This is a genomic window from Amycolatopsis sp. NPDC104587 (assembly GCF_055583645.1).
The window spans coordinates 54,010-65,943 of sequence record NZ_JBVJNO010000020.1; the positions used below are offsets into that span (position 1 = coordinate 54,010).

The 11,934-nt window shown below is 69.7% G+C and carries 12 protein-coding genes; 2 read left to right on the forward strand and 10 right to left on the reverse strand.

Features of this window, described 5'->3' with window-relative positions; all coding sequences use genetic code 11:
- Nucleotides 1-42: 42 nt before the first annotated feature.
- The 7 genes from ACZ61C_RS42965 to ACZ61C_RS42995 form a co-directional block, all read right to left on the reverse strand.
- Nucleotides 43-1,395, reverse strand: a complete 1,353-nt coding sequence (locus ACZ61C_RS42965) for a hypothetical protein (protein ID WP_465313722.1) — start codon at nt 1,393-1,395, stop codon at nt 43-45.
- A complete protein-coding gene (locus tag ACZ61C_RS42970; RefSeq protein ID WP_465313723.1) occupies nt 1,392-2,948 on the reverse strand; it encodes a DUF4407 domain-containing protein in 1,557 nt (518 codons plus the stop codon). Before ACZ61C_RS42970 ends, ACZ61C_RS42965 begins: the two co-directional genes overlap by 4 nt.
- A complete protein-coding gene (locus tag ACZ61C_RS42975) occupies nt 2,945-4,492 on the reverse strand; it encodes a serine/threonine-protein kinase (protein WP_465313724.1) in 1,548 nt (515 codons plus the stop codon). The genes ACZ61C_RS42970 and ACZ61C_RS42975 overlap by 4 nt, the downstream gene beginning before the upstream one ends.
- A gap of 23 nt (nt 4,493-4,515) precedes the next feature.
- Nucleotides 4,516-5,397 (reverse strand): protein phosphatase 2C domain-containing protein, encoded by an 882-nt coding sequence (locus ACZ61C_RS42980; protein ID WP_465313725.1) that lies wholly within the window; start codon nt 5,395-5,397, stop codon nt 4,516-4,518.
- The gene (locus ACZ61C_RS42985) at nt 5,394-6,119 is read right to left on the reverse strand and encodes a vWA domain-containing protein (protein ID WP_465313726.1); all 726 of its coding nucleotides are present in this window, start codon (nt 6,117-6,119) and stop codon (nt 5,394-5,396) included. Before ACZ61C_RS42985 ends, ACZ61C_RS42980 begins: the two co-directional genes overlap by 4 nt.
- Before the next feature lie 88 nt (nt 6,120-6,207).
- The gene (locus ACZ61C_RS42990; protein WP_465313727.1) at nt 6,208-6,534 is read right to left on the reverse strand and encodes a hypothetical protein; all 327 of its coding nucleotides are present in this window, start codon (nt 6,532-6,534) and stop codon (nt 6,208-6,210) included.
- Entirely contained in the window at nt 6,531-7,130 is a 600-nt protein-coding gene (locus ACZ61C_RS42995) for a toll/interleukin-1 receptor domain-containing protein (protein ID WP_465313728.1), read from the reverse strand. The genes ACZ61C_RS42990 and ACZ61C_RS42995 overlap by 4 nt, the downstream gene beginning before the upstream one ends.
- A gap of 202 nt (nt 7,131-7,332) precedes the next feature.
- Between ACZ61C_RS42995 and ACZ61C_RS43000 the strand changes: the two genes are divergently transcribed.
- Nucleotides 7,333-7,836 carry a SixA phosphatase family protein gene (locus ACZ61C_RS43000; RefSeq protein WP_465313729.1) on the forward strand — a complete coding sequence of 168 codons (504 nt, stop codon included), beginning with the start codon at nt 7,333-7,335 and terminating at the stop codon, nt 7,834-7,836.
- A gap of 46 nt (nt 7,837-7,882) precedes the next feature.
- Here ACZ61C_RS43000 and ACZ61C_RS43005 read toward each other — a convergent pair whose 3' ends face one another.
- Nucleotides 7,883-8,599 carry a S1 family peptidase gene (locus tag ACZ61C_RS43005; RefSeq protein WP_465313730.1) on the reverse strand — a complete coding sequence of 239 codons (717 nt, stop codon included), beginning with the start codon at nt 8,597-8,599 and terminating at the stop codon, nt 7,883-7,885.
- Between the two features lie 267 nt (nt 8,600-8,866).
- Between ACZ61C_RS43005 and ACZ61C_RS43010 the strand changes: the two genes are divergently transcribed.
- Nucleotides 8,867-10,777 carry an ArnT family glycosyltransferase gene (locus ACZ61C_RS43010; protein ID WP_465313731.1) on the forward strand — a complete coding sequence of 637 codons (1,911 nt, stop codon included), beginning with the start codon at nt 8,867-8,869 and terminating at the stop codon, nt 10,775-10,777.
- On the opposite strand, the gene ACZ61C_RS43015 is transcribed toward ACZ61C_RS43010, so the two are convergent.
- Nucleotides 10,767-11,138, reverse strand: coding sequence for a hypothetical protein (locus tag ACZ61C_RS43015; protein ID WP_395921846.1), 372 nt, complete (start codon nt 11,136-11,138; stop codon nt 10,767-10,769). The two genes, ACZ61C_RS43010 and ACZ61C_RS43015, sit on opposite strands and share 11 nt — an antisense overlap.
- A gap of 22 nt (nt 11,139-11,160) precedes the next feature.
- A complete protein-coding gene (locus ACZ61C_RS43020) occupies nt 11,161-11,526 on the reverse strand; it encodes a hypothetical protein (protein ID WP_465313820.1) in 366 nt (121 codons plus the stop codon).
- Nucleotides 11,527-11,934 lie beyond the last annotated feature (408 nt).

Sequence of the window (11,934 nt, forward strand, 5' to 3'; positions counted from 1 at the left end):
CCAGGTCAATGCAGCCACCAGGCTGCCGAAGGCCAGCCCGGCTCACTCCTCGCCCGAGGCCGAAGGCTCGGCGGACACCGGCGCCGGCTTCTCCTCGGCCGGCGGGTCGACAACCTGCAGCAGCTCGTCGATGACGTCTTCGTGGTGTTCGAGGAGATGCACACCCGCGGATTCGAACGGCTCCTCGTCCTCCGGTGAGTGACCATCTCCGAAGCCGACCCAAGCGACCGTCGTCGACGCGCAGAGTTCCGCCAGCCGGTTCCGGGTGTCCTCGCCCACGTGCGGCAGCGCGCCCGCGACGAAGACCACCGCCGTCCGTGTGGTCTCGACGCCTCTTCGCCGAAACGAAGACCGGTCCCGCGCGCCGGCGTCCAAAATGTCGCGGACCGTGTCGAACAGATCGAGGTGATCGCCCCAGTGATCGGGGAAGTCGCGGGGACGCAGCAGATCGGGTGTGGTCAGAGGCCGTCCCCGGTGGAGCTTCCCGTCGGCGCTGAACGCCCGGACGAACCAGGGGTCGCCGTCGGTTGCGGTCAGCACCGAGCGGGTGAGCGCACAGGCGAATTCGGCCCGGGCCTTGCGCTCCGCGCGGGGTGGCTTCACGGGCGCCGACACGAAGATCAGGTAGAGCAGGACCACGCGGTCTGCATGTTCACTCAGACCTTCGATCACGTCGACGCCGGTGGTCGGCCGCCGTCGCCTGGCCATGAGGTTCCGAGAGCGGTCCAGCACCAGGTTCGGCACCAAGGCGCCCACAGTCAGCTTGATCCGCTCCCCGTACTCGGCCGGCGGAAGCGCCGAGGGTGGTGGCTCGTATTTTCGTGTCACCGCCGTCGGTTCGGCGGCGGGTCGCTGCACGGGCCCGGTCACCTGGGTGTTCACGGCAAGCCGGGAAAGGTGCGCGGCCTCGAGGTGAAAGTCCGGGTTCTTGTCGGCTTCGTGGGCCGTCGCGTTGATTGCGTCGACGATCTGCGGGACACCCCACGTGGCCGGGTCGGCGTCAGGCCCGTCGGACGGCGGGGCGGCCGTGCGGAAGATGATCGGCAGCTCGCCGAGACACGGTGTCTCGGCCAGTGCGGTCACCAGCCGATCGGCTTCCTCGAGGTCCGGGTGCACCACCAAGACGCAGAACGTCGTGCACGGGGCGGGGTTGCGTGCCGGGGACGCGCCCCAGTACACCAGGTCGCGGTACAACGTGAACGCGACGGTGTCGAGGTCGCCGCTCAGGGGGGCGTCCGTGTTCGCAGTGGACACGCGTGCCGAGTCGACGTACACGGGATCGTCGTGGATCATTCGCTCGACTCGTGCCACCGCGTCGGCGATCGGTGCCGACAGCTGCTTTGGCGCGACCACGAGTACGAGGCACCCGATCCAGGTGGCCACCGGATCCGTCACGGCGTGCTCCCGTTCGTCGCGCTGATCTTCTTCCCGTTCGGCAGGTTGAACTGACTGCGCACAATGCGCTGCCCGTTCGACGGCGGCGGTGACGACGGGTGCGGCTGCCCGCCGTTCGTCGGGCCGCCCGCGGCTTGACCGGTCGGCTGACCTGCGCCGGCCCCGGTCGCGGTGTGCAAGGTCTTCTGCACGTCCTTCGCCCACTGGGCCAGCGCCGCGTCGAGGATCTTCTCCATCTCCTTGCCGACCCGCGCGTTCGCTTTGATCCCCAGGTCCCGTTCGCGCGAGCGCATGTCGTCGACGACGGCGCCCTCCTTCTTGACTTCCTCCGAGGCCCGTCGCTCGGCCTCGTCGCGGTCGCGCGCCTGCTTGCGCTTCTCGACCTTCGCGTTCTCGACGTCGGCGTCTTCAGAGGCTTCACGGTTGCGTTCGTACGCCGTCGGCGGGCCCATCCCGGTCATGATCTTCACCAGCACCGGGAGGAGTTCGATCATGAACAGCAGCCCGGCGACGGCGTAGTGCGCCATCGCGGCGGAGTTGCCACTGCTGTTGAGGTGACCCAGGGCCACGATCTGGGCGAGCAGGCCCTTGTTGTCGCTGTTCGTCTTGCTGACGCCGTCGACGTCCCCGCTGACCTGCGCCTGCAGCGCATTCGCCCGGTTGCGAAGCCCGGGGAGCTCGGCGTTGGCGACTTCCTGTGCGTGCTTGAGGGCGTCCTCGCCCTGAGTGGACACCGAGTCGCGCGCTTTTTTGAGATCGGCCTCGGCCTGGGTGACCGTTCCGCTTGCGTCGTCGGCCTGCCGCTGGGCGTCGCGGTACTCGGCTTCGCGGGCCTTCGCCAGGTTTCCGTTACCCGGCACGTTGGTCGAACCCTCGCACGAGGAGCCGTACAGCTCGCACTGCCAGGCACGGTACTTCGCCTCGGCCAATTCGCGTGCCGTGTTGTACGTCTGGCGCGCCTTGTCCAGGTAGTCCTGGCGGTTCTTTACTTCCGGCGAGTCCGCGGCCGGCAGCACACCACGGAGGATGTTCTCGTCCGTTGCGATCTTGTCCCGGGTGTTCTTGAGCTCGACAGCCGCCGGGGTTTGGTCGGCGGTCTTGCCGCTCTGCACGGACTTGTCGAGGTTGTCCTGGACGATCTGGGCCGCGATCTCGCCCTGGAAGATCTGCAGGACGAGCGGGGTCGAGATGACGATGCCCAGGAGCGCCGCGATGGCGACGCGGGCGCCGACGACGACGACAGCCTTGGCGAACCCGCCGCGCAGGTTGAGGCTCATGACCAGGAAGCGGTCGATCACCGCGATGATGCAACCCCAGACCAGGCCGCCGAACACAGACAGTGCCACGGGCAGGTGCAGGCCGCTGTGCAGGGCGAACGACATCGACAGGACCCCGAGGCCCGCGGTCGCCAGCACGACCAGTCCCATTTGGACGAAGGAGCTGCGGTTCGTGGGCGCTGTCCGGAGGATGGCCCGATCGGCGCCGCCGATCCAGGTGAGCGTGTCGCCCAGTTGCCGGCGGGGAGCCGCGGCCGGGCCGTGGGGGTGCGTCATGGTCTTGTGCTTCCCTGTCGCAGGGCGGTGGCGACGTCGGCCGCCACCCGGTCCTTGAGGAGCTCGCGCGCGTCGGCGAGCGTTTCGTGTACGTCCAGCACGGTCTTCGTGGCGGCGGCGGCCAGGTCGGGCCCCGGCGTGTCGTGGAGGCGGGCCCACGCGGCGACCTGCCGCGGCCCCGCCTCGCCACCGGCCACCGCGGCCGTCACTCGTTGCATCGGCGCGGGGGAGGCGCCCACCGAACCGAGCGCGGCGGCGACGGCGTCCATCGGCGGGAGCTGGATCCGAGGCACCGGGTGTTCCGCGGAGCTCACCCCCGGAACGGACGGCAGCGCGTGCAGCACGGGCGGGACCTGCACCGCGGGTACGTCCGGAACGACCGGCCGCGGGAGGCCGAGGAGGTCGACGTGGAAGGCCGGGAGGTCGTACAGCCGGACATCGCCCGCGTGCATCCGGGCACTCCCGTGGTTGTTGACGACCTCCACGTCGATCGGGCCGGAAGCCAGGGGAGTCACCGTGTGGGCGCCCGTGGCGGTGCCCTGGTCCGGCAGCCGGACGTGCAGGCCGTTGGCGCCCCTGATGACGATCTCCTTGGCGCCGTCGCTTTCCCAGTGCACGCGGACGTCCTGGCCGCGAACGGTCACGGCGGGGTCGACCCAGGCCGCGCGCAGGGCCGGCGGAGAAGCCAGGTGCAGGAGGTTGCGCTCCAGGCAGTCGAAGAGTTCGCGCGCGGTCGGCCGCCGATCACGGTCGGCGCTCACCGCCCGCGCGACGACGTCGATCGCCTGCTGGTCGAGCTTGCCGGCCAGCAGGGCGGGATCCTTGGCCTGGGTGATCCCTTCGCCCTGGGACAGACAGCGGATGACGCACAGGCCGAGCTTGTAGATGTCCGTGCGATCGTCCTGCAGTCGGACGCCCGAGGAGATCTCCGGCGGGTTGAACGAAGGGGAGTGCAGCTGCTTTCGGCCCGGGTCGGTCAACGCCGCCGTGGCGTCGCAGTCGAGCAGCTTCACCCGTATCGGGTTGAGGGCGAGGGCAGCGTTCTTCAGGCTGAGATCGCCGTAGACGAGCCCGTGCTCGTGCAACCGGCCGACGGCGTAGACGAGCTGGGCCACCAGCGCGATCCGGACGAGCAGATCCTGGTAGCCGGCGCGGTCGATGCCGAGGCGGCGCACGAGAACGTCCTTGGCGCACAGCCACTGGAGCTCCATGACGAGGCTTCCGGACTTGCCGTTCGGGGGGTTCGTCCGCGTGAAGAAGTCAGACGGGATCAACGCCATCACGGCGCCGCACGGCTGTCCGCCGTCTTCCACGACTTCGACGGGCCAGGTGGTGTACTCGTCGAGGTCGTCGCGGTCGGCCTGGCCGAGACCGGCTCGGAAGGTGACGGCTTTGACAAGGCTGTCGAGCGCTTGCGCACGGGTCGCCGCGTCGATGGCGCCGACCGGCTTGATTTCCTTGTACGCCAGCGGTGGGCAGCCGGGCAGGGTGAACTTCGTCAGCCGGTGGACCTTGCCGACCGCGCCGGCGGCGATGAAGTCCATCGGACCCAAGTCCGTCCTGCGGATCACCGTTCTCCCCCCTCCCGGGTGCGCGTCCAGATCCCGACCACCGTGCGGTCGTCAAGCTGTCCCTTGCGGCCGAAGCCGACTTGGCCGCCGAAGTCGAAGATCGGGGGTGGCGCGCTCCACCACTCGGCCAGCTGCGCGCGGACCTCGGCCGAACTCCGCAGCGGCCCGTCGACGCCGTCGGTCATGACGAACAGCGCGGTGCCGTCCAATGTGGTCTGGGCCAGCTGCAGGACGGGCTTCTCGGCCGGCAGCGCACGGACCGATCCCGTGTGCAGCTCGCCTTCCCCGACCGTGGCCTGCCCGAGTTCGGACCACGCGCCCGCCGGGGACAGCTCCCACGCCGTGCTGTCGTCGCTGCGGGCGAAGTCGACCTGCAGGCCCTCCTGCGTCGGGGAAATCGCAACGGCGACCACCGTGGTCGCCATGGTGGCTTCGGGATCGTGATCGGCGCGATGTGCGGCGAAGGTACGGAGCTCGGCGTTCACGGAGTTCACTGCCTTCTCCCAGCTCCGGCCGGCCAAGTAGTGCCCGGGCAGCCGGTCGGCCACGAACGCGGCCGCCTCCTGCGAGCGGGGTAGCGAGCCGACGCCGTCGCACACGACCACGATGACGATGCCGCTCTCCAGGTCGCGTACGACGGAGAACGCGTCCTGCCGTGGTTTGCCGAGGTAGCGGTGCAGCAGGCCCCGCACCGAGGCGGCGCGGATCTCCAGGTCCGGCGTCGAGTGCTCGGACAGGGCGTGGTCGGGCACCTCGGGCTCGCCCGGCGGCTCGCCCGCCGCAAGCTCCTTGGCCGCACGTCCGGGAGCGCCGATCGCGGGTGAGCCGCGGCCGCCCACGAGCGGCGGCCGGGAAGCGGCGTCCGCGGCCCCGCTCACACCTCGCCTCCGGCTTCGCCGAACTGGGTGTCCATGTCCGCTGTCGGCTGCGGAGGCATGATCTGCGGGACACCGGCCGACGCCGACTGGCCGGAACTGAGCGCCGTCTGGCCGATGACCTCCGTCATCGCCCGCAGGACCTCGCGCACCTTGGTCGAGCGCGACAGGAACCACCGGCCGCGGGTCTTCCCGAAGTCGGGGTACGCGAGGGACTGCATGACGTTCTCGGACGCGGACCGGAACCCGAACGGCACGAAGTACGGGAACGCCTGGTTCCCGGTGCGGGCCGCGGGGTCGTAGGCGAACAGCGAGCGGAAGGTCGTGAGGTAGTCCTGGTCGCCCGGGGCTCCGTCGGTCAGGAAGAAGACGCAGGGCCGGTAGACCCGCATCCCCTTGCCCTTCAGGCGGGCGCGGTCCTCTTCGAAGACCCGGTTGTACTCGCGGAAGGCCGCGCCGTAGCTGGTGCCACCGGACGACTGCAGGGCGGGCACGGTGATCTCGCTGGGTGGCGACAGGGGCACGAGGGTCGAAGCCGCGTGGTTGAACGTGATGACGCTGAGCATCACCAGGTCGTCCACGACCGGATCGGTGAGAATCGCCTGGATCATGTCGTTGATGGCGACGCTGAGATCGGCGACGTCGCCGCTCATCGAGCCGGAGACGTCGACGATCAGGTAGAACGGCATGATCAGCTGACCGGCCGATGCAGACGTTTCCGTCATGGCTTCACTGGATACCTGGGTCATTGTTTCAGGTCCTTCTGTGTCGATCGAATTGCCGGTGATTTCTGCGCCGGATCGGAAGAAATTGTCAGCGGCTGCGCAGCCATTTTCTGGTAAGGCTTCCGGTCGTCGCCAGCAACAGGAGAAAGATGACGGCTCGCCACAGGTCGCCGCTGTCTTCCTGGCGTCCCGTGTAGGCGACGGCGCCGTAGAAGAAGAACGCGATGTCGACGGCGATGAACGTCAGGAGTACCCACCCGCTCCAGCCGCGCTGCTTCGGGACCGGGAACTGCCCGTTCTGGTAGATGTTGGTGGTGTTGAACTGGGGCCCGTTCTGGTTGACGAAGCCGTTGCCGCCCTGGCCGACGTTGATCTGCTGGTTGTTGTGCGAGCCGCCGTGCTGAGGTGTGCTCATCCCCGGCTCCGGCCTCGGCCGGGTGGGAGAACGCTGTTCACCTGGCGGCCCTGGTTCACGTAGACGGTGCTCCGGTCGGCGTTGACGTGCTGGACGTTCTGGCCCGCGCCGGGTTCCGGAGTCCTTTGTGCAGCGTGCGGCGCGCCGCCCGGGAGTGCTTCGATCAGCCCGCGCACGTCGGACTCGAAACTCCGGTGGCGCACCTGCCAAAAGGTGTGCACGCAGAGCTGCGCGAGATCGGCCGGGAGGTCCGCCGGGCTCGGAAGCGGCGTGCCGTCCAGGAGAACCGGCACAACGGGGATCCGGCGCTCGAACGCCGTCCTGAGTTCGGTGCGGACCCAGTCGTGCGGGGCGTCGAGCCTCCGGCGCCCGGACTCGTCCCGGATGTCGAGCCACTGTGGACCGATCAGGGCCAGCACGACGTCGCACGTCGCCAGCGCGTCCCGGATTCTCGCCGGGTAGATCTCGCCCACCGGCAGCGAATCCCGGTCACGAAAGACGTTCTCGGCGCCGAAATGGCGGCCCAACCGGTCCGCGATCGCCGCCGCGACATGAACGCTGTCGGCTACTCTGTAGCTGATGAACAGTCTCGACACAGTACGCCCTTCGCGCTCTTGACATCCCCGTCCAGCGAATCGTCGGACCTACTCGTCTCTTCGTTACAGGCGACCTGAAGTTCCTGATGAAACCGTTGGCGCAGTGCTCGGAATAGTGGTCAATTAGTGGACATTCACGAGACGTGAAATGTTCGCGAGATGAGGATCCTCTTCGTCGATTCGGTGGCTGTTAGGCTCCGGTATGGACGCGACGAGGTGGCTCATCGTGCTGCGGCACGCCAAATCGGACTGGACGGACGACCTGCCCGATCACGAACGGCCGCTGGCGGCCCGTGGGATCCGCGCCGCGCCGAAGCTCGGCCGGTGGCTGGCCGAGGGTGGGCATGTTCCCGACGCGGTCCTCTGCTCCACGGCTCGACGCACGAAAGAGACCTGGCACCTGGCCGGCGGTGAACTCGCCGGGCGGCCGGCTGTCAAGTACGACCGCGCGCTCTACGGCGCCGACGGCGACGAGGTGCTGGCCATCGTCCGCCGGACATCGCCGGACGTGACCCGGCTGGCCGTCGTGGGGCACGAACCTGCGGTCAGCGAGCTGACTTTGCTCCTCGCCGGAAACGGCGAAGACACCAGGCAGGTCCAAGCCAAGTTCCCCACCGGCACTGCCGCCGTACTGGCCACCGGTGACAGCTGGGAGGCACTGACCGACGCCCGGCTCGTGGCCTTCTTCCGGCCCCGCGAACAATGACGGCAAAGGGCCCGGCCACGAAATGGCCGGGCCCTTTCAGGGGAAATCAGACCCCGGCCACCTGGGAAATCCAGCTGCGATAACGCGTGATGTTCGTGTACGCCGTGTTGTTCGAACGGTCGCTGGTCGACGCCACACCGACCTGGCGGCCGGAGGCGAACATCGGGCCGCCCGAGTCGCCGCCGGCCGTGATGCCGTTGACGCGGTTCGCGCACACCGCCGTGCCGCCCGTGTAGTCGCTGCAGCCGATCGAGTTGACGCGGACCGTCGCGACCTTCAGGTACCGCGACTGGCAGTTGATCTCGGAGCCGCACTGGCTGGTCGCGCCCCAGCCGTAGACCGAGACGTTCTGGCCGACCGAGACGTCGCCGACGCTGCCGAGCGGGGAGTACGTCGCGTTCACCGAGGTCGTGAGCTTGACGATCGCCAGGTCGGCGGCACCGTTGTAGCGGGTGATCGTCGATCCGGTGGCCATCGTGCCGCCGCTGGACTGGTCCAGGCTGCCGATCCGGAACGTGTAGGTGCCGGAGCTGCTCACGCAGTGCTTCGCGGTCAGGATGTACTGCGGCGCGATGATCGTCGCGGTGCAGTTCTGCTGGCCGTTCACGAACAGCCGCGCCGCCCAGGGCCCGCTCGACGCGGTGCTGCCGCCGATGATCGACGGCTGGGCCTGCGGGGTGCTCTCGGCCGCCGCGGGGCCGCCGAGGCCGACGACGGCCAGTGCGGTGCTCGCGGCCAGCAGGACGAACTTGCCGAATTTCACGCTGACTCCTTTTCGCGCGGGAACCCGCACGGGGGAAAGCCGGTGGGGACCGAACTCCGAAAGTGTCCGAGTTCGCAGGGAATGTCCGGAACCGACGAAAGTCCGGTCGCGTCCGTATTTATTTCCCCGAACGGGCTACGTGCAGTACCCCGTACTGTTCCGCGCTCAACCCACGGGTGGAGGCTCTCGCGCCGGGATCAATCCGGGGCTTGAGGACTCCGGCGTCGCGCCGCCCTAGCGTTTTCGGCGGGAACCGGAGGGGGAGCCATGACGGTGACGGCCGAGGTGCGGACCGGGCGGGGCGAGCGGATCGCGGTGGGGGTGGTCCTGGCCGTGGCCGCGGCGCTGTGGGGATGGGCGCTGGGCAGCCGGCCGCTGCAGCCGTACTACGTCTCCGCCGTCCACTCGATGTCCCGCGACGTCTCGGCGTTCTTGTTCGCGGGCTTCGACCCGGCGGGCGTCGTCACGGTCGACAAACCGCCACTCGCGTTCTGGGCGCAGACGCTCGGCGTCGCCGTGTTCGGCTTCCACCCGTGGGCGATCGCGCTGGTCCAGGTCGTTGAGGGGGTCGCCGCGGTGTTCGTGCTGCACCGGGTCGTGCGTCGCTGGGCGGGCCCGCGGACCGCGCTGCTCGTCGCCGCGCTGTTCGCACTGACGCCGATCACCGCCGCGGTCAACCGCGACAACCTGCCGGACGCGCTGCTGGTGTTCCTGCTCCTGCTCGCCGCTTACTGCGTCACCCGGGCGGTCGAAGACGACGGGATGCGATGGCTGGTGTGGGCCGGCGTGTTCGTCGGGCTCGGGTTTCTCACGAAGATGCTCGCCGCGTGGATCGTGCTGCCGGGCCTGGCGCTGGCGTACTTCGTCGCGGCGCCCGGCTCGCGCGGCCGCCGGCTCGCCCGGATCGGGCTGGCCGGTGGTGTGACGCTCGCCGCGTCGCTGGCCTGGCCGGTCGTCGTGAGCTTCTGGCCGGGGGCGAAACCGTTCGTCGGCAGCACCACGGACGGGTCGGTCTGGCAGCTCGCCTTCGGCTATAACGGCCTGACGCGCCTGGTCGGCGGCTCGACCGGGGTCGGCGGCGGTTACGCCGCGACGGTCGGCGCGGCGCTCGGCGGCGGACCGGGCCCGTTGCGGCTGTTCGACGCCGAGGTCGGCGGGCAGATCGCGTGGCTGCTGCCGCTCGCGTTGGTCTCCTTGGTCGTCGCCGCGTGCCGGGCTCGTGGCGCCGCGCCGCGGACGAAGGCGGGCTGGGCGCTGTGGGGCGGCTGGCTGGTCGTCGGCGCCGTGGTCTTCTCGTTCACCGGTGGTGTCTTCCACGCGTACTACACCGCCGAGCTCGCCCCGGCCATCGCCGCGCTCGCCGCCGCGGGGCTGGTCACGGCGTGGCTGTGGTTCCGCTCGGAGGGACCGGCCAGGTTCGTGCTGCCGGCCGCGGTCGCCGGGACGGCGGTGTTCGCGTACGTCCTCCTCGACCGGACGCCGGACTGGGCGCCGTGGCTGCGCTACGCCGTGCTCGCGCTGGCCTTGCTCGCCGTCGTCGCGGCGCTGGTGCGAGCCCGGGCCGCGACGGTCGTGGCCGGCCTGGCCGCCATCGTCGCCGGTCCCGCGGCCTTCGTCGTCGACACCGCGGTGCGGCCGGTCAGCGTGCTGGAGACAGCCGACCCGGGCGCCGGGCCACCGTCGACGGCCGCTTTGCGCACCGTCGTCGGCGTCAACACCGGTCAGGGCGCCGAAGCCGGATACATCCGGTTCATCGAAAGCGCGTACCGGCTGAGCCCGGGGCAACGGGAGGTCCTCGACTACGCCGAAGCGCAGGCGCCGTCCGCGGGCGTTGCCCTTGGTGTCGAGGGCGGCACGTACGGCGCGGACCCATTCCTGTTGAACACCGACGCCCGCGTCGCGCCGCTCGGCGGTTACCTCGGCTTCGACCCGGCGCCGTCCGCCGCTGACCTGCCGCGATGGGTTTCGGCCGGGAAGCTGCGCTTCGTGCTGTTGCCGCGGGTGTTCCTCGAGATCCGTGGCAGCGGTTCGGCCTCGCAGACCGTGGTCGACGCCGGTGAGCTCGTCCGGCGGATCGCCTGGGAGGCGAAGCACTGCCGTCCGGTGCCCCCGGCGCGGATCGGTCCGGACGCCACCACGGCCGGGGTGCTGTTCGACTGCGCCGGGGTCAGGCCGTGACCTTGGCCGGGGCCGTCCGGCGCAGCCAGTACAGGCCGACGACCGGCAGCACCAGCGGGATGAACAGGTAACCCTCGCCGTAGACCGACCAGACGGTCGGGTGCCGGAACGCGGCCGCGTCGACGAGGCTCAGCGTGCCGATGGTCAGCACGCCCAGCAGCTCGATCGAGCAGGCGGTGAGCGCCACGCGCCACCAGCCGTCACCACGGCGGGCCAGCGCGATCGTCGCGACGATGTAGACGACTGCGGCGAACGCCGAGAGCAGGTAGGCCAGCGGGGCTTCGTGGAACTTCGTGCCGATCTGGACGCCCGCTCGCGACGTCGCCGCCAGCGCGAAGATCGCGTACACGGCGACGAGCACCCGTCCGGGCCCGCTGGCCGTCCTACGCTGTTGCTCCACTCCACACCTCGTTCAGTCGCAGCACCATCACCGGGATGGCCAGGCAGGCGATGCCGAGCACCGCCGTGCTCGACCGGCTCCGCTCGGCCAGCGCCCACGCGGCGCCGACCGGCAGCACGACCAGGCTGCCGATCAGGTAGGCCAGGTAGGTCGCCAGGCTGCCGGGGCGGTCACCGCCGGCGAGCAGCACGATCCCGACCACGAGCTGGGCGACCAGCAGCAGTTCGAGGACCGCGAGCGCGACCAGGAGCGGGTTGTCGGGCAGCCGGTTGCGAGCCGACTGGACGAAGCTCCACAGCGCGACGAGCGTGGCCGCCACGGCGACCGTCACGGCGAATCCGAAGACCACCCGTTCCTCCTTCCGGTCCGCCGGCCGCCAACTTACTCCGTAGTACCGGTGGGGCCGTTCGCCGCGTGCCGCGGGCGTGGTGTGCGCCACGACGACGTCCACTGTGGACGTCCAAGAGGTCACGGGACGTGGTGATATCGAGAAAATTCATCACCAGGTGGCCTTGATGGCATTCTGCCAATTCGGTGGTTTATTCCGGACCACCCTTGTGTAGACCTGCGGGAATGTCGTAAAAAGCTTCGTGTTACACCCCGACAGAGTGGTTGCCGGTCACGCCGGAATCACGCTGAGTTCGGCTACCGACTGGTAAGTGACCTTTTTGCCTACCTCGGATAGCCCAGTTGAACCCCCGGGTTGGCGGATTGGCCCAGGGCCGTTCGGCATGGGGGAATATTCCTCGTCCCGGAG